Source organism: Kitasatospora saccharophila (assembly GCF_039529925.1).
GTDB lineage: Bacteria > Actinomycetota > Actinomycetes > Streptomycetales > Streptomycetaceae > Kitasatospora > Kitasatospora saccharophila.
The window spans coordinates 116,363-138,752 of sequence record NZ_BAAANS010000019.1 but is presented as its reverse complement, the minus strand read 5'-3'; the positions used below and the strand labels follow the sequence as shown (position 1 = coordinate 138,752).

The 22,390-nt window shown below is 75.3% G+C and carries 23 protein-coding genes; 13 read left to right on the top strand and 10 right to left on the bottom strand.

Annotated features, from left to right (window positions below; genetic code table 11):
* The 3 genes from ABD345_RS16290 to ABD345_RS16280 form a co-directional block, all read right to left on the bottom strand.
* Positions 1-322 (bottom strand): hypothetical protein (locus ABD345_RS16290; RefSeq protein WP_344552843.1); only part of this gene is annotated, 322 nt, incomplete at its 3' end.
* A 102-nt stretch (positions 323-424) separates the two neighbouring features.
* Entirely contained in the window at positions 425-1,213 is a 789-nt protein-coding gene (locus ABD345_RS16285; protein WP_344552842.1) for a CPBP family intramembrane glutamic endopeptidase, read from the bottom strand.
* Between the two features lie 114 nt (positions 1,214-1,327).
* Positions 1,328-2,827 carry a glutamate-cysteine ligase family protein gene (locus tag ABD345_RS16280; protein WP_344552841.1) on the bottom strand — a complete coding sequence of 500 codons (1,500 nt, stop codon included), beginning with the start codon at positions 2,825-2,827 and terminating at the stop codon, positions 1,328-1,330.
* Between the two features lie 370 nt (positions 2,828-3,197).
* Here ABD345_RS16280 and ABD345_RS16275 point away from each other — a divergent pair, with 370 nt between their 5' ends.
* The gene (locus ABD345_RS16275) at positions 3,198-3,956 is read left to right on the top strand and encodes a hypothetical protein (RefSeq protein ID WP_344552840.1); all 759 of its coding nucleotides are present in this window, start codon (positions 3,198-3,200) and stop codon (positions 3,954-3,956) included.
* A gap of 303 nt (positions 3,957-4,259) precedes the next feature.
* The gene (locus ABD345_RS16270; protein ID WP_033251206.1) at positions 4,260-4,451 is read left to right on the top strand and encodes a DUF5999 family protein; all 192 of its coding nucleotides are present in this window, start codon (positions 4,260-4,262) and stop codon (positions 4,449-4,451) included.
* 51 nt (positions 4,452-4,502) lie between these two features.
* On the opposite strand, the gene ABD345_RS16265 is transcribed toward ABD345_RS16270, so the two are convergent.
* From ABD345_RS16265 to ABD345_RS16250, 4 genes are all read right to left on the bottom strand, one after another.
* A complete protein-coding gene (locus ABD345_RS16265; RefSeq protein WP_344552838.1) occupies positions 4,503-5,210 on the bottom strand; it encodes a GNAT family N-acetyltransferase in 708 nt (235 codons plus the stop codon).
* Positions 5,211-5,237: 27 nt separating this feature from the next.
* Positions 5,238-5,855 carry a P-loop nucleotide/nucleoside kinase family protein gene (locus tag ABD345_RS16260; RefSeq protein ID WP_344552837.1) on the bottom strand — a complete coding sequence of 206 codons (618 nt, stop codon included), beginning with the start codon at positions 5,853-5,855 and terminating at the stop codon, positions 5,238-5,240.
* 281 nt (positions 5,856-6,136) lie between these two features.
* A complete protein-coding gene (locus tag ABD345_RS16255) occupies positions 6,137-6,490 on the bottom strand; it encodes a beta/gamma crystallin domain-containing protein (protein ID WP_344552836.1) in 354 nt (117 codons plus the stop codon).
* Between the two features lie 340 nt (positions 6,491-6,830).
* Positions 6,831-7,607 carry an SseB family protein gene (locus tag ABD345_RS16250; RefSeq protein ID WP_344552835.1) on the bottom strand — a complete coding sequence of 259 codons (777 nt, stop codon included), beginning with the start codon at positions 7,605-7,607 and terminating at the stop codon, positions 6,831-6,833.
* 110 nt (positions 7,608-7,717) lie between these two features.
* On the opposite strand from ABD345_RS16250, the gene ABD345_RS16245 reads away from it, so the two are divergent.
* The 6 genes from ABD345_RS16245 (at position 7,718) to ABD345_RS16220 (ending at position 13,676) form a co-directional block, all read left to right on the top strand.
* Entirely contained in the window at positions 7,718-8,386 is a 669-nt protein-coding gene (locus ABD345_RS16245) for a serine hydrolase (RefSeq protein WP_344552834.1), read from the top strand.
* 276 nt (positions 8,387-8,662) lie between these two features.
* Positions 8,663-9,742 (top strand): ABC transporter substrate-binding protein, encoded by a 1,080-nt coding sequence (locus ABD345_RS16240; protein WP_344552833.1) that lies wholly within the window; start codon positions 8,663-8,665, stop codon positions 9,740-9,742.
* 144 nt (positions 9,743-9,886) lie between these two features.
* The gene (locus tag ABD345_RS16235; RefSeq protein ID WP_344552832.1) at positions 9,887-11,107 is read left to right on the top strand and encodes an alanine racemase; all 1,221 of its coding nucleotides are present in this window, start codon (positions 9,887-9,889) and stop codon (positions 11,105-11,107) included.
* Between the two features lie 192 nt (positions 11,108-11,299).
* On the top strand, positions 11,300-11,956 hold the full coding sequence (locus ABD345_RS16230; protein ID WP_344552831.1) for a DUF6461 domain-containing protein: 657 nt from the start codon (positions 11,300-11,302) through the stop codon (positions 11,954-11,956).
* Between the two features lie 140 nt (positions 11,957-12,096).
* Positions 12,097-12,504 carry a YciI family protein gene (locus ABD345_RS16225; protein WP_344552830.1) on the top strand — a complete coding sequence of 136 codons (408 nt, stop codon included), beginning with the start codon at positions 12,097-12,099 and terminating at the stop codon, positions 12,502-12,504.
* A 20-nt stretch (positions 12,505-12,524) separates the two neighbouring features.
* A complete protein-coding gene (locus ABD345_RS16220) occupies positions 12,525-13,676 on the top strand; it encodes an RNA polymerase sigma factor (protein ID WP_344552849.1) in 1,152 nt (383 codons plus the stop codon).
* A 109-nt stretch (positions 13,677-13,785) separates the two neighbouring features.
* Here the strand turns inward: ABD345_RS16220 and ABD345_RS16215 are convergent, their stop codons facing one another.
* Both ABD345_RS16215 and ABD345_RS16210 read right to left on the bottom strand, forming a co-directional pair.
* Positions 13,786-14,949 (bottom strand): DUF2510 domain-containing protein, encoded by a 1,164-nt coding sequence (locus tag ABD345_RS16215; RefSeq protein WP_344552829.1) that lies wholly within the window; start codon positions 14,947-14,949, stop codon positions 13,786-13,788.
* Positions 14,950-15,123: 174 nt separating this feature from the next.
* Positions 15,124-15,741: a TetR family transcriptional regulator gene (locus ABD345_RS16210; RefSeq protein WP_344552828.1), complete on the bottom strand. Its 618-nt coding sequence runs from the start codon at positions 15,739-15,741 to the stop codon at positions 15,124-15,126.
* A gap of 137 nt (positions 15,742-15,878) precedes the next feature.
* Between ABD345_RS16210 and ABD345_RS16205 the strand changes: the two genes are divergently transcribed.
* From ABD345_RS16205 to ABD345_RS16195, 3 genes are all read left to right on the top strand, one after another.
* Positions 15,879-16,802, top strand: coding sequence for an SDR family oxidoreductase (locus ABD345_RS16205; RefSeq protein WP_344552827.1), 924 nt, complete (start codon positions 15,879-15,881; stop codon positions 16,800-16,802).
* Between the two features lie 122 nt (positions 16,803-16,924).
* On the top strand, positions 16,925-17,908 hold the full coding sequence (locus ABD345_RS16200) for an alpha/beta hydrolase fold domain-containing protein (protein WP_344552826.1): 984 nt from the start codon (positions 16,925-16,927) through the stop codon (positions 17,906-17,908).
* Positions 17,909-18,053: 145 nt separating this feature from the next.
* Positions 18,054-18,809: a gamma-glutamyl-gamma-aminobutyrate hydrolase family protein gene (locus tag ABD345_RS16195; protein ID WP_344552825.1), complete on the top strand. Its 756-nt coding sequence runs from the start codon at positions 18,054-18,056 to the stop codon at positions 18,807-18,809.
* 39 nt (positions 18,810-18,848) lie between these two features.
* Here ABD345_RS16195 and chrA read toward each other — a convergent pair whose 3' ends face one another.
* Positions 18,849-20,132 carry a chromate efflux transporter gene (chrA, locus tag ABD345_RS16190; RefSeq protein WP_344552824.1) on the bottom strand — a complete coding sequence of 428 codons (1,284 nt, stop codon included), beginning with the start codon at positions 20,130-20,132 and terminating at the stop codon, positions 18,849-18,851.
* A 170-nt stretch (positions 20,133-20,302) separates the two neighbouring features.
* Between chrA and ABD345_RS16185 the strand changes: the two genes are divergently transcribed.
* The gene (locus ABD345_RS16185; RefSeq protein WP_344552823.1) at positions 20,303-21,346 is read left to right on the top strand and encodes a cation diffusion facilitator family transporter; all 1,044 of its coding nucleotides are present in this window, start codon (positions 20,303-20,305) and stop codon (positions 21,344-21,346) included.
* A gap of 93 nt (positions 21,347-21,439) precedes the next feature.
* The gene (locus ABD345_RS16180; protein ID WP_344552848.1) at positions 21,440-22,342 is read left to right on the top strand and encodes a 5'-3' exonuclease; all 903 of its coding nucleotides are present in this window, start codon (positions 21,440-21,442) and stop codon (positions 22,340-22,342) included.
* Positions 22,343-22,390 lie beyond the last annotated feature (48 nt).

The following is a 22,390-nucleotide window of genomic DNA, read 5'->3' as shown; positions in this document are numbered from 1 at the left end:
GCTGCGCCGGCTGCGGGCGGGCGCGGGGCGCGGGGGCGGCGGGCGCGGTGGGGCCGGGCCCGGGGCGCGGGCGGTCGGCGACCTCGACCCAGATCCGCTCCCAGCGGGCGCGCTCGCTGTGGCCGAAGCGGTCGCCGAGCCGGAGCACCCGCAGCACGGCGAGCGTCTGGGTCTCGTCGGGCTGCTCGGTGACCCGCACCGAGATCCGGGTCGCGCCGGCGCCGTGCGGGCGCTCGACGGTCGGCGGTTCGCCGGTGAGCTTGTGCAGCGCGTCGGTGATCATCCGCACCCGGTCGCCGTGCGTGCCGGTCCGTCCGTCCATGTCGCCCTCCCCTGTCGTGCGTACTCCGGTCCCCCGGCCGTCGGGGTCAGCCTACCGCCGCGGGGTGACGGGCCGTCAGGCCCGCGGCGCGGGGCCCGGCGGTCAGGGCAGCCAGCTGACGTGGCCCGCCAGCAGGGCGTATCCGACGAAGGCGGTGGTGTCGATCAGGGCGTGCGCGGCGACCAGCGGGCCGACCCGCTGCCAGCGGCGGTAGAGCAGGCAGAAGACCACGCCCATCACCATGTTGCCGACCAGGCCGCCGACGCCCTGGTAGAGGTGGTAGGAGCCGCGCAGCACCGCGCTGGCGGCGACCGCCGCGGGCCAGCCCCAGCCGAGCTGGTGCAGGCGGCGCAGCAGGTAGCCGACCACCACGACCTCCTCCAGGACGGCGTTCTGCCAGGCGGAGGCGGTCAGGACCGGGATCCGCCACCAGACGTCGGGCAGGCCGGAGGGGGCGACGGTGAGGTTGAAGCCCGCGGCCTGGGCGCCCAGGTAGAGGGCCAGGCCGGAGCCGCCGATGCAGGCGGCGACCAGGGTGCCGCGGCCGAGGTCGGAGAGCTTGTGGCGCAGGTCGAAGCCGAGCGCCCGCAGCGAACTGCCCTCGCGCAGCAGCAGGTAGCCGACCAGGACGACCGGCATCAGGCCGCGGGCGACGTAGTAGAGCTGCCAGGCGAGGTCGAGCCAGGGCCGGCCGGGGGCGCGGGAGGCGTTCAGGGTGGCGACCTGGCTGCCGAGCGAGGCGGGTTCGGTGAGCGAGCCGACGAAGCTGATCAGCGAGGTGATGCCGCTGGCACCGAGGGAGAGGCCGAGGACGATCAGCAGTTCGGCGGCGAGCAGCCGGCGCGAGGGGGTCTGGGGGGTGGTGGCGGGCTCGGCCGAGGCGGTGGTCACGGGTCTCCCGGGGGCGGACGATCGGCCCGGGGCGTGCTGCCGCCCCGGGCCGATCATCCTTTCACAGGAAGATGAGCCGCCCGTGAAGCGCCGCAGGCGGCCGCGGCCGCGGCCTCAGTCGACCGGCCAGGTGTGCACCGGCTCGCCGCTGCGCATGCACTCGATGTAGCGGCGGGTCATCGCGGCGATCGCCTCGTTCGGGCCGAGGTTGTGGTGCTCGCGCAGCCGGTGCACGGTGGCGGCCTGCCAGGCGGCGCCGTTGGTGCGGCGCAGGCAGCGCTGCTCGATGATGCCGAGGTAGCGGTCCCGGTCGCGGGGCTCGACGCCCCACTCGTCCAGGCCCTGGTGGGCCAGCGGCAGCAGTTCGTTCAGCACCAGGTCGGTGGCCGGGAGCTCGACCTGGCCGCGGGCGCCGCGGCCGCCGCGCGGCCACCACTGGACGGCGTCGATGCCGTGCCGGGCGCCGTTGCGGAAGTTCTCGTCGGCCTGTTCGAACGGGAGCCTGGTCCAGATCGGACGGGGCTGCTCGGCCAGCACCCGGACCAGGCCGTAGTAGAAGGCGGCGTTGGCCAGCGTGTCGGCCACGGTCGGGCCGGCGGGCAGGCAGCGGTTCTCCACCCGCAGGTGGGCGACGCCGTCGGCGACGTCGTACACCGGGCGGTTCCAGCGGTAGATGGTGCCGTTGTGCAGCCGCATCTCGCCGAGCCGGGGGACGCCGCCGGAGGAGAGCACCTTGACCGGGTCCTCGTCGTCGCAGATCGGCAGCAGCGCGGGGAAGTAGCGCAGGTTCTCGGCGAACAGGTCGAGCGCGGAGTCGACCCAGCGCTCCCCGAACCAGGTGATGGGGCGCACGCCCTGGGCCTTGAGCTCGGCCGAACGGGTGTCGCACGCCTGCTGGAACAGCACCGGGCGGGTCTCGCGCCACAGCTCGCGGCCGAACAGGAAGGGGGAGTTGGCGCCGAGCGCGAGCTGCGCGCCGCAGATCGCCTGGGCCGCGTTCCACACCGAGGCGAACCGGGCGGGGGTGACCTGCAGGTGCAGTTGCAGCGAGGTGGCGGCGGCTTCGGCGACCATCGACACCGAGTCGACGGCGAGGCGCTCCACGCCGTCGATGTCGAGCGCGATGTCCTCGCCGCGGGCGGCCAGGATCTGGTCGCTGAGCAGGCTGTAGCGGTCGTTGCGGCTCATCGCGTCCAGCCCGGCGTGCTCCAGGTCGAGGGTGGGCAGGATGCCGACCATCACGATCCGGGCGCCCGCGGCGGCGGCCCGCCGGTCGGCGTAGCGCAGGCCGGTGTCCAGCTCCTCGCGCAGGTCCTCGAAGACGTGGCCGGTCAGGCGGCGCGGGGCGACGTTGACCTCGATGTTGAACCGGCCCAGTTCGGTCTGGAAGTCCGCCGAGGAGATCGCGTCCAGCACCTGCTCGTTGCCGAGCACCGGGAGGCCCTGCTCGTCGGCCAGGTTCAGTTCGATCTCCAGGCCCATCATCGCCTTCGGGCGGTCGAACCGCTCCTCCCTGAGCATCCGCTCCAGCACGTCCAGACAGGACTGGAGCTTGCGGCGGTAGAGCTGCCGGTCGGCCAGCTCCGCCCGGGTCGCCACGACCTTCTCGCCCACGGGTGCCTTCTCTCCCCTCGGTCGACAGTGCCCCAGCATCATGCCCCGCTCGAAGATCGATATCCCGCGATCCGAACACCCGGGCGAGACAGGGTTGTTGACGATCGGTCAGCTAGTCCCCGACTTGTGCGCCACAACCGAACGTGATATGAAGGTCACCCTGTGCACCTGTTCGAATGGAATTCGCACGCCGCTCAGGCCCGGTCAGGGCCGTCCGAGACACCCACGATGCCGAGGGACTCTCGTCGACGACCCGCCCACCACACTCGGCGCCCACGCACAACCGGACACGGCCAGACCTCCCTCATGTCGGCGCCATGCCGGTATGCCGCAACGGCACGCCGATCACGCACGGAGAGGCGACCCAGCCATGACCCTGCACCTGTCCCAGCCCCCGGCCGGCGCACTGCGCGCCGCGCTCTCCGCCCTCGCGCCCGAGGCGGAGCTCTCGCCGTCCTCGGCCACCGTCCTGCGCCATAGCGCCGGCCGCCCCCGGCCGCTGCTCGCACTGTCCGTGCACGCCCTGCGCGGCCCCGCGCCCCGACTGGCCGGGGCCGAGTGCACCGGCTGGCGCTTCCTGCTGAGCGAGAGCTCCCCCGCCGCGGACGCGCCCGGAGGGAGCGCGCCCGCGGCGGCCGGGTCCGGAGCGGCCGGGTCCGGAGCGGCCGCGCCCTGCGGGCACAGCGGCTGCACGGGTGGCGGCGGCGGAGCGACGGAGGTGCCGCTGACCGTCGGCGAGTTCACCGAGGACGGGCTGGACGGGGTGCTGGCCGCCGCCGAGGTGGTCAGCGGCCCGGACGGCCCGGTGTTCTCCCACCTGAGCGCCGGCCCGTTCCTGGACTCCACCGTGCGGGCGCTGCGCCAGGCCTGGCAGCTCGCCCACGGCACGCCCGGGCGGTACGAGCCGCGACTGCTGTCGCTGCCCGAGCACTACGCCTCGGCGCTGTGGCTGCACGGCGGCCAGCCCGGGGAGGACCTGCTGATCCCGCTGGCCCCGGCCCCGCTCGGGGTCGCCGCGCACCAGGCGCTGCCCGCCGCCGAGTTGCTGGCCCGCCTGGAGCGCTCCCCCGCCGCCCGGGCGGACGCGGCCCGGGCCGGCGCCGCGCAGCCGACCGCGCTGATCGGCTGACCGGGCCGATCGGCCGACCGACCCGGCGCACCGCCAGGAGGACCGCGCACCACCCGGACGGGCCATGCCGCACTGATCCGATCGGATCGGTTCGGCATGGCCCGTTCGTGCGCGGATCCGTTCGTCTCCCACCCGGTCGGGTGATCTCGCACGCTCTTCTGTGGCGCATGTCACCAAATGGCTGCGCGAGCGCCCGCGGAGTCGGACACTGGTGTCGGTCGGGTGGAGGACCAATCGTCCTACCCGGCTGACGCCGTTTCACACCTGATCCGGTGCAAGATTTCAGCGAAGCGAGGTACAAGGATGTGCCAGCACCGAACCGAGTGTCCGTCCGCCGAGTCGGCTGACCGCGAGGCGGCCGTCCCGGTCGCGCGCCACCCCGAGCAGGGCTGGAGCCTGCTGTGCAACGGGGTGCTGCTGTTCGACGACACCGGTGAGCTGCTGCCGGACGGCCGGGTGATCGCCCCCCGCCGGAGCCTGCTGATCGCCGCCTGAGCCTCCGCTCCCCGCTCCTTTCTCCGCCGCCCGCCCGCCGTGGCCGCTCCGTCAGGAGCCGCCGTGCGGGCGGGCGGTGGGCGTCGCGGGGTCGTACCACAGGCTGACCATCGGGGAGCGCAGCGTCCAGCCGAGGCTGCCGTAGAGGGCGCGGCCTTCGGTCGTGCCGACCAGCAGGGCGGTGCGCGCGCCCGCCGCGTGCGCCTCGTTCTGCAGGGTGCGCATCAGGACCGTGCCGAGGCCGCGGCGGCGGTGGCCGGGATCGGTCTCGATCTGGTCGGCGACGGCGAGCAGCGGGGCGTCCGTCCGGCCGCCGAGCGGGGTGGCGGGGGCCAGGCCGATCTGGCCGCGGGCGGCGAAGGCGCCGTCGGCGGTGCGGACCAGGGCCCGGACGGTGCCGCCGCGGCTCCAGGTGGTGATCCGGTAGCCGGCCGGGGCGGCCGCCCGCTCGGGGCGCAGCGGGAGCGTCATCAGGTACCCGGGGGTGTCCTGGTGCCAGCCGCGGCCGATCCAGGGCAGGACGCGCTCGTCCTCGGCGAACAGCTTGAGCCACGTCCAGGGGGCGGTGGTGCTCCCGGCGAGCGTGCGGACCTCCTCCTCGGCGGGCTCGGGCAGCAGGTGGCGCCGCAGTTGGCGGGTCTGGCCGACGTCGATGCTCCAGCCCCAGGGTTCGGGGACGGGGTCGGCGGCGCCGCGGGAGACCACCCACCCGCTGGTCCAGGCCCGGACGAGTTCGGGGACGGTGGCGTCGTCGGGCATGGGTGCGCTCCAAGCATGTAATGGTCTCTAATGGCTTTCGTATATTACTCCTGCCGGGGCGGGTGGGGTACCGGGATTTCCGGCGGGCCCGGCACCGAGGCCCTCCGCGTGCGCCCGCCGCAGGGCCGCGGCCAGCGCGGGGACGTCGACCGGGGCGGTGGTGTCGACGCGGTGGACCGGGCCGAGGGCGAGCGGGGCGGCCTCGCGGGACCAGGCGTCCCAGCGGTCGTCGGGTTCGCCGGGGCGCTCGGGGTGGACGGGGTGGCGGTGCGGCATCCGGTCCTCGAAGCGGCGGCGGGCCAGGGCGGCGGGGATCTCGCACCACACCTCCTGCGCGGTGGCGACCCCGGCGGCGTCCAGTCCGGCCCGGACCGTCCCGCGCATCGGGCTGCCCAACCAGGGCGCCTCCAGCACGGCCGCGCCGCGGGCGTCGCGCAGCAGCGTCCAGAGCGTCTCGCCCGCGGCGGTGCCGAGCAGCCGGCTCCACTCCCGGCGGTCGGGGACCCGCAGGGCGGCGAGCCGGTCGGCCAGGGTCTCCTTCACCGCGTCCTTGCTGAACAGCGGGAGGCCGAGTTCGGCGGCCAGGGCGCGCGCGAGGGTGCTCTTGCCCGAGCCGGGCAGGCCGTTCACCAGTACGGTCATCATCCCTGCACGGTAACGGCGGTGACGACCCGTCGGGCCCGCCGGGCACATCCGGGCCGGCCCACCGCCGGCGGCGGCCGGTCGGCGGTCCTGCCCCCGGAGCGGGAGTTCGGTCACGGCGGTCGCATCGCGCCGGTTCGCGGGGGATGACACTGGCCGACCCGGCCCGCTTCGGCCAGTGGTCCCGGGGCTCCGGACGGACGGCGCGGGCGACAACCGGTGCGGGGCGGGCGGCCGCGTCCGTCTGGAGGCGGCCGCCCGGTCACCGGCTGGGGGCGGAGCGGTCAGAGGATCTGGATGGACTTCACTCGCGGGGGGCGGTTGGGGAAGGTGATGTCGTGCCAGCGCTCGATCTTCACCGAGTCGCCGTTGACGTCGTAGTAGATGAGGTCGTTGTTGCCGGTGGAGATCCGGTCGATCCACCAGCCGCCGAAGTCGGTGCGGCCGGCGTTGGCGTAGCAGTCGACGCTCTGCTGGCCGTCGAGGTGGGACCAGATCTTGAGGTAGTCCTCGCCGCCCTTGCACTCGATGTGGTCGATGGCGTAGGCGTTGCCGCTGGGGACGGCGACGGTGAGGGCGGTGGCCGCGGCGAACGCCAGGGCGGCCGAGAAGGTGGTCCGTTTGGCCCTTGAGAACACGGGGGTCTCCTTCGGTGCGGGGCCCGCCGACAGGTCGTCGGCCGGCCCGGGAGGCCCCAACGTAGCGAGGCGCCGGGCGGTACCCGGCCGCACCACTCCGGACACGAACCGGTCTGCTGCGACTTCACCCGTTCGTGTTCGCAGGGTGGGGGCGGGCACTACGGGGCGTCGGCCACGATCAGTCGGCCGACCTGTTCGCCGAGCACGGCCCGGGCGGTCGGGTCCAGGCCGGAGTCGGTGACGAGAACTACTCGGCGCACGGCGGCCTGCACCGGGCGCTGGCCCGGGCTCGGCTCAAGGACCGCACCGCGGTCGTCCGGTGGCCGATGGCTCCGGACGGTCAGCTCTGCGGGTCGGTGTCGGCGGCGTCGGTGGTGTCGGCGCGGTAGAAGGGCGACTGTTCGGGGTGGCGGGCCAGGAAGGCGAGTTGGAGGCCCTGGTCGAGGCGCACCCGCAGGGTCGGATCGGTCGCGAGGGCCTGGCCGAGACGGGTGGCGAGGGACTGGACGGCGGCGGGCGCGGTACCGGGGTCGGCCAGCACCAGGGCGAGGGTGGCGTCGGCGTCCGGGGCCGGGGCGAGGTGCGCGGCGGCGACGGCGGGCTCGGCGGCGAGCAGGGCCCGCAGCGCCTGCTGCACCTCGGGATCGCGGTGCGGAGGCAGATAGCGGCGGTTCTCCGCGACGGCCCGCAGTCGGGCCCCCGAGAGCTGGTAGCTGACGGGCCCGGCCGGGTCGATGAGCAGGGTGTCGGCCCGCTCGGAGAAGGCCACCATCGCCGCCTGCGGGGCCACCACCGGGGCCGGCCTGGCGTCCGGCCGCCAGGCGGCCATGGTGGCCAGCGAGGTGAAGGCCGGCAGGGCACGGCGGCCGTCCGGGGCCTCCACGACCGGAACGGCCATGTCGCTGGTCTTCTCGTGCTTGTGCCCGTTGGCGTCCACCTCGACCTCGCCGAGCAGCGCCACGATCGGCACCATCAGCCGGCTCGGGGTGAGGGCGGCCAGCAGGTCGGGCTCGGTGGCCGGGTCCTGCTGCCAGACGGCGAGGGCGGCGGCGAGGGCGGGATCGGCGGTGCCGTCGTCCTCGGCGAAACCGGGATTGGGGATGTTCTTGCGCTCCACCCCGTGAGCGTATGCCACGTTTATCCCGGGCCGGGCCGGGCCGACCGGGCCGGGGACGGTCCGCGGCCGGAACGGCCCGCGAACGGAACGGCGGTGGAGGAGGCGTGTCGGTGGAACGGCGTGGACGGTTGTCGGTGGCGGCCGTGGCGCCCGGGACGGGTGCGGCGGCGGTGCGCGGCGGCGGACTGTTCGTGACGGCGAGCACGGTGAAGGTCGACCTGGTGGCCGCCCTGCTGCTGCGCCGGGGCGGCGGTCCGGACGAGCTGACGCCCGGTGAGAGGGAGTTGGCCGAGCTGGCGATCGTCCGCAGCGACAACGCGGCAGCGAGCGAGCTGTACCTGGCGGTCGGCGGCGGGGACGGGCTGGACGCGGCGTACCGGGACCTCGGGCTGGTGGAGACCACGGCCGGTCGGAACGGCTACTGGGGGCTGACCACGACCAGCGCCGCCGACCGGGTGCGGCTGCTGCGGCACGTCTTCGCGGACGGGACCGCGCTGCCCGGGCGGTCCTGGCTGGCCGGGCTGATGCGCGGAGTGGTGCCCGAGCAGGTCTGGGGCGTCTCGGCGGCGGGCGCGACCGCGCTCAAGAACGGCTGGCTGCCGCGCAGTGCGACCGGCCGGTGGGTGATCGACAGCTTCGGCGCCCGGGCGGACGGGACACTGCTGGCGGTGCTCTCCGACGGCTGGTCGGAGCGGGCCGAGGGCGTGGCGGCGGTGGAGTCGGCGGCCCGCTGGGCGGTGACGGCGCTCCACGGCGGACGAGCGGCGGCGAGCGGGTGACGGGCGGCTGACGGACGAGCGGCGGCGAGCGGGTGACGGGCGGCTGACGGACGAGCGGCGGCGAGCGGGTGACGGGCGGCTGACGGACGAGCGGCGGACGAGCGGCTGACGGACGAGCGGCGGCGGGCGGCGGCGGGCGGCGGCGAGCGGCTGACGGGCGGGCGGGGGACGGCAGCGCCCGCCCGCCCGCACGAACCCCGGCACCGAGCGCCGGCCGGTGGGGCGGATAATCGGGGGCCGGTGGGCGGACCGGCGGGCGGACCGGCGGGAGGTCCGGTGGCGAGGGGAGTTGACGGCGTGTCGGTGGTGCGGATCGGGGCGCTGGCGCCGTTGAGCCCGCCCGGATGGGTGGGGGCGGGGCGGCAGTTGGCGGCCGGGCTCGAACTGGGGGTCCGGGACGTCAACGCGGCGGGCGGGATCGGCGGGCGGCCGGTCGAGTTGCTGGTGCGGGACACGGCGGCGGATCCGGTGCGGGCGGCGGAGGCGGTCGGGGAGCTGGCCGGGCTGGGGGTGGCGGCGCTGGTGGGCGAGTACCACAGCGTGGTGGCCCGGGCGGTGGCGGAGCGGGCCGAGGCGTCGGGCCTGCCGTACCTGTGCTCCTCGGCGGTGCTGGACGGGCTGGTCGACGGGCAGGCCGCCCGGGTGGCGCGGCTCGCCCCGGCGCAGTCGTACGGCTGGCGGGTCTACGCGGAGTTCCTGCTCCGCGCGGGCCACCGCCGGATCGCGGTGGCCGTCGCCCCGGGGGCGTACTGGGCGGCGGGGGTGGAGGTCCTGCGCGGGTGCTTCGCGGCGCACGGCGGGGAGGTGGTGGCGTTCGACCTGCGCGGGCGGCCGCCCCGGGCGCTGTGCGACGCGGTGGCGGGCAGCGGGGCGGGCGCGCTGCTGCTGCTCGTCGGGCATCCGGATCCGGCGGTGCCGATCGTCCGGGCGGTGCGGCGCGACCGGCGGCTGCGCGGGCTGCTGCTGGGGGCGCCGGCCGGGCAGCCGGAGTTCGGGGAGTGGCTGGACCTGTTGGGTGCGGACGGCGCCGGGGTCCCGTTCCTGAGCTACCTGCCCGAGCGGCTGGGCCCGCTCGGCACCCGGGTGGACGCGGAGTTGCGCGAACTGCTGGGCGCCGAACCGTCGTTCGTCGCGTTCGAGGGCTGGGACGCGGTGGCCGTGCTGGCGGCGGCGCTGCGGGTTGCGGGCGGCGACGGGGTCCGCTGGCCGGACGTGGCGGTGACCGGCACCCGTGGACCGGTGCGGTTCTCCCGGGTACCGGGCAGCGGCGTGTGGCAGTGGGCCTGGCCCCCGGTGCGCGTGATCGACCGGGACCCGGAGGATCCCACCCGCTGGCGCACCCTGCACACCGCCTGAGCACACCGCCCGAGCGCGCCGTCTGGGCACGCCTCCCGGACCCGGCGCGCTTCCGCCTCCTGCGCGTCGTCCGGCGGGCGGGCGCCGCGGATTGGGGGGCCGGTGGATCTACCGCCGAGTAGGGGGATGTGGCAGTCTGCGGCCATGGCACTCGTGGAAACCGCTGCGACCGGCGGAACCGTCTCCGACCGGGCCCGCTACGACCGGGCGACGGCTCACCTGGACGCGCCGTTGGCGATCGTGGACCTGGCGGCGTTCGACGCGAACGCGGCGGACCTGGTGCGGCGGGCGGGCGGGAAGCCGGTCCGGGTGGCGTCGAAGTCGGTGCGCTGCCGGGCGCTGCTGGAGCGGGTGCTGAAGGTGGACGGGTTCGCGGGGGTGATGAGCTTCACGCTGGCGGAGTCGCTGTGGCTGGTGGAGTCCGGGTTCACCGACGTGCTGCTGGCGTACCCGTCGGCGGACCGGGCCGCGTTCGGGCGGCTGACGGCCGACCCGGAGCTGGCCCGGCAGGTCAGCGTGGTGGTGGACGACGTGGCCCAGCTGGACCTGATCGACGCGGCCCGGGAGGGTTCGGCGACGGTGCGGGTCTGCCTGGAGCTGGACACCTCGCTGCAACTGCTGGGCGGCCGGGTCCGGGTGGGCGCGCGGCGCTCGCCGCTGCGGACGCCCGAGCAGCTGGGCCGGTTCGCCGAACTGGTGGGCCGCCGCAAGGGCTTCGAGGTGGTCGGGCTGATGGCGTACGAGGGCCACGTGGCGGGGGTCGGGGACGCGGTGCCGGGGCGTCCGCTGCGGTCGGCGGCGGTGCGGCTGATGCAGGCGAGGGCCCGTGGCGAGCTGGCGGCGCGGCGCGCCGAGGTGGTGCGGCGGGTGCGCGAGGTCGCCGAGCTGGAGTTCGTGAACGGCGGCGGCACCGGCAGCGTGGAGTCGACGGTGGCGGAGCGCGCGGTGACCGAGGTGGCGGCCGGTTCGGGCCTGTTCGTGCCCCGGCTGTTCGACAACTACCGGTCGTTCCACGGCCGTCCGGCCGCGCTGTTCGCGCAGCCGGTGGTGCGGCGTCCCGGGGTGGGCGTGGTGACGGTGCTGGGCGGCGGCTACCCGGCGTCCGGCCCGGCGGGCGCGGACCGCTCCCCCGTCCCGTACCTGCCGGCCGGTCTGCGCTACGACCCGCAGGAGGGCGCGGGCGAGGTGCAGACGCCGCTGCTCGGGTCGGCGGCGGACGACCTGCTGATCGGCGACCGGGTGTGGTTCCGGCACGCGAAGGCGGGTGAACTGTGCGAGCGCTTCGAGCGGTTGCACCTGATCGAGGGCGACACGATCACCGAGACCGTGCCCACCTACCGGGGCGAGGGCCACACCTTCCTGTGAGGCCCGGCGGACTGCGGGCGCGACGAGCTGCGGTCGCGGCGAGCGCCGGGCCGACGGCGTCCGCCCCGAAGAACGGGACCGGCCGGGTGCGGTCCGCTCGGTCCCGGGACCGCCCGGGCGGGTGACCGGGTCGGCGCGGTCCGGTGGCCCGGGGAGGAGGGTGCGTCGGCGTGGTGCGACATGATCACCCGCATGACGGACGGAATCACCTGGCTCGCGGGGCCACGGAGCATCGCCTTCGGCGGCTACAGCGTGACGCTGGCCCGAGGGCTCGGGGCCGAGGCGCTGGCGGCGCGGATCGCCGCGGCGGCCCGGTGGTCGGAGCGCACGGTGGAACCGGTCGGCGAGCTCACCGGGGACGGGCTGGTCGAAGCGCTGGAGGAAGAGTTCGGGGACGCCTGGGACGGGATCGGACTGCGGCTGGGGGCGAGCGGCGGGTGGACCTTCGCGGTGGCGTACGGAGGCTGGTTCGGTGAGTTCGAGAACGATCCGGTGATCTCCGCGGGTGGCGCGGAGGTCTTCTCGGTGGAGTACGAGGAGGAGAACGGCAAGCCGGTGCCGCCGACCTTCCACTACCACCGGGACGGCCGGACGGTGTGCTCGTTCAATCTGCACCTGGACGACTCCTGGGGCAGCGGGACGGTCGCCGGGGATCCCGAAGTGGCTTGCGAAATAGAGCGGTTGCTGAGCGCAGAAGGTCTGCCGGACGAGGGGCGGGCCGACCGCGAGGTGCACCGGGCCGCGCTGGGGGTGTTGGAGCGGCACTTCGGTCTGTCGCTTCCCCGGGCCCTGGTGCTGGAGGCCCCGTTGCCGACCGTCCTGCTCACCGGCCGGAGCGCGGCCCTCTGACGGTTGCGACCCGGCGATGCCCCACCCCGGAGAACTCCGCGGGGATTTTTCCCGCGTCCGTGTCGAGAACCCGTGAGCGGCTCCGTCCCAGGGGTGGAGGCGGCCACAATGGGCCGCACCAGGACCGAGGAGTGAGAACCATGGCGAAGTACCTGCTGCTCAAGCACTACCGCGGCGCGCCGGAGCCCGAGGGGTTCGTGCCGATGGACCGGTGGACGCCCGAGGAGGTCACCGCGCACATCCAGTACATGCGGGACTTCGCGGCGAAGCTGGAGGGGACCGGCGAGTTCGTGGACGCGCAGGCGCTCGCGCCCGAGGGGACGTGGGTGCAGTACGGCGGGGAGGGGAAGCCGCCGGTCACCGACGGGCCGTTCGCGGAGACCAAGGACCTGATCGCGGGCTGGATGGTGATCGACGTGGACAGCCACCAGCGGGCGCTGGAGCTGGCCGCCGAGCTGTCGGCGGCGCCGGGCGCGGGCGGAACGCCGATCCGCGAGTGGCTGGAGCTGCGCCCGTTCATGTCCGAGCCGCCGACCGTCACGGAGTGAGCGCGGTGGCGTCGTCGGCCGTGGACGAGGGGCTGCTGCGCGTCCTCACCCCCGAGGTGCTGGCCGTGCTGGTCCGGCGCGGGGCGGACTTCGCGGCGGCCGAGGACGCCGTCCAGGAGGCCCTGCTGGAGGCCGTCCGGCGCTGGCCGGACGAGCCGCCGCGGGACCCGAAGGGCTGGCTGGTGACCGTCGCCTGGCGGCGGTTCCTGGACGCGGCGCGGGCCGACAGCGCGCGCCGCCGCCGGGAGGACGCGGTGGAGGAGGAGCCGGGGCCCGGGCCGGTGCCGGACACCGACGACTCGCTGCGGCTGTACTTCCTGTGCGCGCACCCGTCGCTGACGCCGTCCTCCGCGGTGGCGCTGACGCTGCGCGCGGTCGGCGGGCTGACCACCCGGCAGATCGCCGCCGCGTACCTGGTGCCGGAGGCGACCATGGCGCAGCGGATCTCGCGGGCCAAGCGGACCGTCTCGGGCGTGCGGCTGGACCGGCCGGGGGACGTGGCCACGGTGCTGCGGGTGCTGTACCTGGTCTTCAACGAGGGCTACTCGGGGGACGTCGACCTGGCGGCGGAGGCGATCCGGCTGACCCGGCAGCTGGCGGCCCGGATCGACCACCCCGAGGTGTCCGGCCTGCTGGCGCTGATGCTGCTGCACCACGCCCGCCGGGCCGGGCGGACCGCGCCGGACGGCAGCCTGGTGCCGCTGGCCGAGCAGGACCGCACCCGCTGGGACACCGCCGCGATCGCCGAGGGCGTCGCCGTGCTGCAGGCGGCGCTGGCCCGCGACCGGCTCGGCGAGTTCCAGGCCCAGGCCGCGATCGCCGCCCTGCACGCGGACGCGCCGACGGCCGCCGAGACGGACTGGGTGCAGATCGTCGAGTGGTACGACGAACTGGCCGCGCTGACCGACAACCCGGTCGTCCGCCTCAACCGGGCGGTCGCCGTCGGCGAGGCGGACGGCCCCCGCGCGGGCCTGGCCGCGCTCGCCGCACTGGACGGCTCGCTCCCCCGCCACACCGCCGCCCGGGCCTACCTGCACGAACGGGCCGGCGAACTGCCGACCGCCGCCGGACTGTACGCGCGAGCCGCCCGCGAAGCCGTCACGACGGCCGAGCGGGACCATCTCGTCCGGCAGGCCGCCCGGCTCAACACGCTGCTGCGCGAAGGGGGTTGAGCGCCCGGGGAGAACCTGGCGGGCGCACGTGGGCCCGGTGCACCGTCCCCTCCCACCCAGGGGGAACGGTGCACCGGGCCGCGGTCGCCTCGCCCGGCCGGTCGGTCGGTCAGGTGGTGGTGCCGCCTCCGCCGAAGGAGCCGGCGTCGGCCTTGGTGATGCCCTTCAGGATGCTGTCCATCTGGTCCAGGCCGGGCGCCTTGTCGGCGATGTCGAAGCCGAAGTGGACGGCGGTCAGCGCCTTGCCGTCGGCGGTCGGGAAGACCACCGTCTCGACGTAGCCCGGGTTGCCCTTGGCCGCGTCGACCTTCCAGCGCACCAGGTAGCCGTCGCGCCCGGCCACCGTGACGGCCTCGCTCTTCAGCTCCTCGTGGCCGTTCAGGTCGCCGTAGGACTGCCGCGCGGCGTCCGCGATGTCGTCCTGCGCGACCTTCTTGGCGTCGGTGCCCTTGAGCTGGCTGGTGGACACGCCGCCCAGCGAGCAGTTGTCCGAGCCGTCGACGCAGGTGTAGCTGCCGGTGTAGATGCCCGCGTAGCCGTCCTGGCCGGTGCCGCCCTCCCAGCCGCTCGGGATCGGCAGCGCGATGCCGTTGACCATGTCGACGGCGGTGGTGGAGCTCTTCCCGCTGCCGCCGCCGCTGCCGCCCTGGCCCTGGCCGCCGCTGCCGCCGGTGCCGCCGTTGCCCTGGCCGTTCTTGCCGCTGCCGTTCCCGCCGCCGTTGCCGAAGCCGAACGGGTCGCTGGGGGTGCCGCTGCCGCCGTTGCTGCCGCTGCCGCCCTCGCTGCCCCCGTTCCCGCTGCCGCCGTTCCCGTTCCCGTTGCCGAAGCCGCCGAAGCCGCCGCCGCGACGCCCGTCGGTGCTCGACGAGGCGGTGGACCTGGTCTTGTCGTGGCGGCCGTCCATCACCAGGTAGGTGACGCCGGAGCCGATCACCAGGCCGAGCACGGCGGCGACCGAGGCGGCGACCAGCACCGGCTTCGGCGGCCGGGTGCGGGCCGGCTTCGACGCGTACTGCCCGGTGTACGGGGGCAGCGGGGGGTACTGGACGCTCTGCCCGGAGGCGTCCAGCACGGTGCCCTCCAGGACGGCCGTGTCCTCCGTCCCGGGCGCGGACGCGCCGGGCGCGGTGGGGGCCGCGGGCGCGGCGTCCGCGGGGGCCGGGCGGGTCTCGGCGGTCCAGCCCTTGCCGTCCCACCAGCGCTGGGGGCGGGGATCGCTGTCGGTGTCGACGGGGTCCGGGTACCACCCGGCCGGAATCTGCTGCTCGCTCACGGTAGAGACCCTAGGGGGCGGTGGATAAGCGGGAAATCAGCGAGGGGGCGCAAACGGGGGTCCGGCGATGAGATTCCCGTGAGAATCACACGATCTTCCGCTTCCGGGCTCCCCGGGAGCCGGTCCCGGGCGTGACGGCCGCGGCCGACCGCGCCGGGAGGGCCTCCGCCGCGCTCACGGCGCGTCCTCCCGGCCCTGGAAGCTCGCGTCGTCGGTCGTCGCGGAGTGTTCGGCCGGTGCGGTGAGGTGCCCGGTGGCGTCCAGGGTCTCCCGGAGGTGCTGGACGAGGGTCCGCCGGTCGGGGTCGCCGACCCAGCGCCCGAAGGCGACCTTGAAGGCGGCGATCCCGATTTCGGCCGCGAGCGTCGCGGTAGTGGGATCCAGACCGCGTTCCCGGAGCGCGCGGTCGAGGGTGGAGACGAGTGAGGCGTGCTTGGCCAGTTCGCGTTCCTGCAGTTCGGGATTGGCGGCGATGACGGCTTGGCGCTGCCGCACCAGCTCCGCGCGCTCCTCGAAGACGGGAGCGGCTTCGGTCAGGGCGCGCGCGATCACCTCCAGTGGCGCCAGGGAGTCGGCGGCGGTCTCCGTGGCGTGCGCGAGGACGTCGACCAGGGCGTTGGGCTGGAAGAGGACTTCCCGCTTGTCGGCGAAGTGCCGGTAGAAGGTGCGTTCGGTGACCTCGGCCCGGGCGGCGATCTCCGCCACGGTGGTGGCGTCGAAGCCCTTGTCGTTGTAGAGCTCCATCGCCGCCTTCTCCAGGCGGCCTCGCGCATCGGGTTTCCATCGGCTCATGCCCCGATCCTACACAGCGATGACAGGCTCTGACATGAGAGTGATGACAGTGGCTGACATGGGTGCTACGGTGATGTCACGGCCTGACATCACCGCTCTCCGTCCCTGACGGGGAGCCCGTAGCAAGGGGCAGCACCATGCGCGTATTCGTCACCGGAGCCTCCGGACACCTCGGCTCCGCCGTCGTTCCCGAGCTCCTCGAAGCGGGACACCAGGTCGTCGGACTGGCCCGCTCGGACAAGTCCGCCGCCGCGTTGACGGCCGCCGGTGCCGAGGTGCACCGGGGCGACCTCGATGACCTCGACGGCCTCGCCGCGGCCGCCGGCGCGGCCGACGGCGTCATCCACCTGGCCTTCAAGCACGACGCCATGTTCGCCGGCGACTTCGACGGAGCGGTCGCGGCAGACCTGCGCGCCCTCGACGCGCTCGGGAACGCGCTCGCCGGCACCGGCAAGCCGTTGGTGGCCACCTCGGGAACCGCGCTGTACGCCTTCGCGGGACAGCAGGGCGCCCTCACCGAGACCGACGTGCTCGACGCGGGGCCGCGGATCGAGGCCGAGAACGCGGTGGTCGCACTCGCCGAACGCGGCATCCGGTCATCCGTCGTCCGGCTCACTCCGACCGTGCACAGCCCGCTCGACCACAACGGCTTCATCCCGACCTTCATCTCCATCGCCCGCGCCAAGGGCGTCTCGGCCTACGTCGGCGACGGGGCCAACCGCTGGCCCGCCGTGCACACGCTCGACGCGGCGCGCCTGTACCGGCTGGCGCTGGAATCGGCCCCCGCGGGGTCCCGGCTGCACGCCGTCGACGACGAGGGGATCACCTTCCGCCAGATCGCGGAGAGCATCGGCCGCGGGCTGGGTCTGCCCGCGGTCAGCATCGCGCCGACCGGGGCCGAGGCCCACTTCGGCTTCCTGAGCGCCCACGCCCGGGCGGACAACCCGGCCTCCAGCAGGCTGACCCGCGACCTCCTGGGCTGGACGCCCGTCCAGCCCGGCCTCGTCGACGACCTCGGCGGGGGCCACTACTTCGACGCCCCCGCCACCACCGTGGGCTGAACCCACCCCTTCTCCTCACCCCGGCCCGGTCCTCCCGCCCGTCCAGACGGCTCGGCGGGACCGGGCGCACCCATCGCCCCCCGCACGACCGGCTGGTGTGCAGCCGAAAAGAGACGAGCAGCATGAACACCGAGAACGCACACGAGCGGATCGCCCCGGAGCTCGCGGAGGTCCTGAAGGCGGTACCGATGACGGAGGCCGGGGTGTTCGACCTCGGCGACCTGGAGGGCACGCGCGCCGGCGTCCGCGCCTTCGCCGAGGCGATCGCCGCCCAGGTACCGGACGAGCGGTCCGTGTCGGTGGAAGAAGTCCGGGCGCCGCGCCCCGACGGATCCACCCTCACCATCCGACTGCTGCGGCCCACCGGGGCGGCCGGGCCGCTGCCGGCCCTGCTCTGGTTCCACGGCGGCGGGCAGGTCCTCGGGTACGCGGCCCAGGACGACCCCACCCTCAAGCACCTCGCCCTGGAGGTCGGCTGCCTCGTCGCCTCCGTCGAATACCGGCTCGCGCCGGAGGCCCCCGCCCCGGCCGCCGCCGAAGACGGCCTGCTCGCCTACCGCTGGCTCCGCAGCCGGGCAGCCGCGCTCGGCATCGAAGAGGACCGCGTCGCCCTGGCCGGGCAGAGCGGAGGCGGCGGCATCGCCGCAGCCACCGCACTCATGATCCGCGACCAGGGCGAGCCGGCGCCGCTGTTCCAGGCCCTGAGCCACCCGATGCTCGACGACCGCAACACCACCGCCTCCAGCCACGAGGTCACCGACATCGGCATCTGGGACCGCGCGACCAACATCCTGGCCTGGAACCTGATCCTCGGAGACCGCGCCGGCGCCGACGACGTGCCGCCGTACAGCGCACCCGCGCGCACGACGGACCTCACCGGCCTGCCGCCCACCTTCATCGCAGCCGCCGAACTCGACGTCTTCCGCGACGAGGACCTGAACTACGCGACGCGGCTCCAGGCCAGCGGCGTACCCGTCGAACTGCACCTGTACCCCGGCACGTACCACGCCTGGGACCTCTTCGCCCCCGAAGCCGCGCTCAGCACCGCCTACGTCCACGCCTGGCACGGATACCTGCGCCGCCAGTTCGGCACCCGCCGGCCCTGAACGTCCGCCACCGCCCGGCCGCACGGGCACCGATGGCCCGATCAGCGCCGTCAGCGGCGCGCGCTGTGCTCCACGCGCCTGAAGGGGCGCACGGGGGTGGTGGGTCGTACGGCGGGGGGCGGGCCCGCACGGCAGAATGCGCGCCATGACCTCTCGCCCCGTGATCGGCATCAGCACCTACCTCAACGACGCCGCCTGGGGGCGCTGGGACAGCATGCGCTCGGTGCTGCTCCCCGTCCGCTACCCCGAGTTGGTGCGCGAGGCCGGGGGGATCGCCGTGATGCTGCCGCCGGACGCGCCGGAGCACGCGGCGGCCGTGGTGGCCCGGCTGGACGGCCTGGTGATCGCGGGCGGCGAGGACGTCGACCCGGCGCTGTACGGCGAGCGCCCGCACCCGCTGACGGTGGCCAGCGCCCCCGAGCGCGACCTGTGGGAGGCGGCGCTGATCCGCGCCGCGCTGGGCGCCGGCACTCCGCTGCTGGGCATCTGCCGGGGCATGCAGTTGCTGAACGTGGTGTGCGGCGGCTCGCTGGTCCAGCACCTCCCGGACGTGGTCGGCGAGGAGCTGAGCCACGTCGGCGAGCCCGGCGAGTACGGCCGGCACGCGGTCCGCCCGGTGCCGGGCACCCTGCTCGCCGACCTGCTGCCGGAGGAGTCGGTGCTCGTCCCGACCTTCCACCACCAGGCGGTGGCCCGGCTCGGCGAGGGCCTGGTGGTCAGCGCGTACGCCGGGGACGGCACCGTCGAGGCGGTCGAGGGCGCGGGCTTCACCGTCGGCGTCCAGTGGCACCCCGAGCAGGGCGAGGACCTGCGGGTGGCCCGCGCCCTGGTCAACGCGACCCGGCTGGCCCCGCTCACCACCCCGGCCACCCCGGCGGACGTGGCCCTGCCGAGCTTCTGAACCCCGCGGCCCGCGTCACCACCGCGGCCCGGGCCCCGGTCACGGCAGCGCGAGCCCGGTCACGGCGGCCAGGACGCCGAGGCCGGCCGCGCCGAGCAGGCAGGGGACCACGCCCCGGCGCAGCACCAGCAGCCAGAGCGCGGCCAGCGCCAGCACGCCGTACTGCCAGGGGCGGCCGAGGGCGAGGGCGAGCGGGAGCGCGGAGCCGGCGATGGCGCCGATGACGGCGGGGCCGGCGCCGGTGAGGAAGTCCTGCACGGCGGTGTTGGCGCGCAGCCGGTCGAAGTGGGCGGCGCCGAACAGCACGAACAGGAAGGACGGGGTGAAGGCCACCGCGGCGGCGAGCAGTCCGCCGAGGACGCCGGCGGCCGCGTAGCCGACCACCGAGACGGTCTGCACCACCGGGCCGGGGGTGATCTGGCCGAGCGCCACCGCGTTGAGGAACTGGCCGTCGGTCATCCAGTGGTAGCGCTCGACGGCGTCCTGCTGCATCAGCGGGATGATCACGAAGCCGCCGCCGTAGGACAGCGCCCCGACCTTGAGCGCGACCCAGGCGAGCGCGCCGAGCCCGCCGGTCGCGGCGAGGCCGGGGACCAGGCCGGGGACGAGCAGCGGCAGCGTCCGGCGCGGGCCCTGGTCCGGTCGGCCGAGCGGGGTGTCCCCCGTACGGCTGGTTCGGGCAGGGGCGGGAACGGGGCCGGGGGCGGTGCGGTCGCGGCGGCGGAAGGCGATCTCGGCGGCGCCGGCGGCCAGCAGGACCAGGACCAGCCAGGGGCCGGCGAGGACCGCGGCGGCCGCGCCGAGCAGCAGGTAGGCGCTCCAGCGGAGCCGGGCCCGGCCGGGGCCGGAGCGGCGCAGGCTGGGCGGGACGAGGGTGCTGGTGGCCTGGACCGCGACGGCGGCGACCGCGCTGCCCGCGCCCGCGGCGGCACCGAGCACCCAGCGCGGCGGGTGCCCGGTCAGGAACAGCGCGGACAGCAGCAGGATCAGCGCCAGCCCGGGCAGGATGAACGCCGCGCCGCCGACCAGCGCCCCGGCGGTGCCGCGCAGCCGCCAGGCGGTGAAGATCGCCAGCTGGGTGGAGGCCGGTCCGGGCAGCAGGTTGGTGGCGGCGATGCCGTCCTCGAACTCGCTCGCGGCGATCCAGCCGCGGCGTTCCACGCAGAGCCGGCGCAGCAGCAGGATGTGCGCGGGCGGGCCGCCGAAGCCGAGCACGCCGATCCGGCCCCACTCCCGGGCGATCAGCGTCAGCGGCACCCGTTCGCCCGCCCCCGCACCACCCGCCCCCGCGTCCGCCGGCTCCGCGCCCGTCTCCTCCGCCATTCGCGTCCGCTCCCCAGCTCAACCGCCGCGCGACCCGCGCGGATGCGGGGCGCACCCTACCCGACCCGGATGGCGCAGCGGAGAACGACAACGGTCACCACTGCCGCCTTTGGATCTTCCTCCGTTCTGGGGTTCACTGCCGGTACGGGCAGCAGAGCGGAGGGACCTCGATGGCCGGGCACGGGCACGGGCACGACCACGACCACGACGACCGGCGCGGTTCGCACGCCGGGCACAGCCACGCGGTCTCGGCGGACGCGGACCGCAAGTGGTTGTGGAGCGCGCTGGTGCTGCTGCTGGTGTTCATGGCGGGCGAGGTGGTGGTCGGTTTCGCCGCCCGTTCGCTGGCGCTGATCTCGGACGCGGCGCACATGCTGACCGACGCGGCCTCGATCGCGCTGGCCCTGGTGGCGATGCGGCTGGCGGCGCGTCCGGCGCGCGGCGGCTACACGTACGGGCTGAAGCGGGCCGAGATCCTCTCCGCGCAGGCGAACGGGGTGACGCTGTTGGTGCTGTCGGCCTGGCTGGGCTACGAGGCGGTGACCCGGCTGGTCCACCCGCCGGAGGTGCGCGGTTCGCTGGTGCTGGTGACGGCGCTGGCGGGCGTGGTGGTGAACGTCGCGGCGACCTGGTGCCTGTCGCGGGCGAACCGGTCCTCGCTGAACGTGGAGGGCGCGTTCCAGCACGTGCTGACCGACCTGTACGCGTTCGTCGCGACGGCGGTGGCGGGCGCGGTGGTGCTGCTGACCGGGTTCGTCCGGGCGGACGCGATCGCCTCGCTGGTGGTGGTGGCGCTGATGCTGCGGGCCGGGACGGGACTGGTCCGGGACTCGGCGCGGATCTTCCTGGAGGCCGCGCCCGCCGGGATCGACCCGGACGCGGTGGCGGACCGGATGGTGGCGGCGGCGCAGGTGGAGGAGGTCCACGACCTGCACATCTGGGAGATCACCTCGAACGAGCCGGCGCTGTCCGCGCACGTCCTGGTCACCCCGGGCGGCGACTGCCACGCGGTGCAGCGCGAACTGCAGCGCCGACTGCGCGAGGAGTACCGGATCACCCACGCCACCCTGCAGGTCGACCACGTCGGCGTGGACGGCCCGGACGGGCTGCTGCAGATCGCGCCCAGCGGCACGCTGTCGGCCGCCGACGACGACCGCGAGCACTGCGCCGACACCCACGGGCCGGTGCACCGCTCGGGGCCGCACCCGCACTGACGGTGCGACACCCGGGAGTTGTCGGCCGGATGCGGCATGATCGGAGGGGTGACCGCACCGACCTCACCCGCCGCGCCCGCCGTGCCCCGCCTGATGCTGCTGGACACCGCCAGCCTCTACTTCCGCGCCTACTTCGGCGTGCCGGACTCGCTCCGCTCCCCGCAGGGCGAGCCGGTGAACGCCGTGCGCGGCCTGCTGGACTTCATCTCCCGCCTGGTCCACGACCACCGCCCCGACCAGCTGGTCGCCTGCATGGACGCCGACTGGCGCCCGCAGTGGCGGGTGGACCTGATCCCGACCTACAAGACGCACCGGGTCGCCGAGGCCGCGCGGGACGGCGAGGAGGAGGTCCCGGACACGCTGGCCCCGCAGGTCCCGGTGATCGAGCAGGTCCTCGACGCGCTGGGCATCGCCCGGATCGGCGTCCCCCACTACGAGGCCGACGACGTGATCGGCACCCTGGCGACCCGCGCCACCGGCCCGGTCCAGATCGTCACCGGCGACCGCGACCTGTTCCAACTCGTGGACGACGCCCGGGCGGTGACGGTGCTGTACCCGGCGAAGGGCGTGGGGTCGGCGCTGGTGATGGACGACGCGGCGCTGCGCGAGAAGTACGGCGTGCCCGGGGCCTCGTACGCCGACCTGGCGGCGCTGCGCGGCGACGCCAGTGACGGGCTGCCCGGGGTGAAGGGCATCGGGGAGAAGACGGCGACCCAACTGGTGCAGGAGTACGGGGACTTGGCGGGGGTCCGGGCGGCCGCGGCCGATCCGGCCTCGAAGCTGACCCCGGCCCGGCGCCGCAACCTGCTGGAGGCTGCGCCGTACCTGGACGTGGCGCCGACGGTGGTGCGGGTCGCCAGGGACGTGCCGCTGCCCGCGTTCGAGCCGGAACTGCCGCGGGTGGCGCGGGATCCGGAGGCGCTGGAGTGGCTGGCCGGGCGCTGGGGGCTGGGCACGTCGCTGGCCCGGCTGCTGGAGGTGCTGGCCGAGCGCTGAGGCCGCGGTGCCGGGCCGCCCGTCGCGGCGGCAAATCGCGTTGCCCGC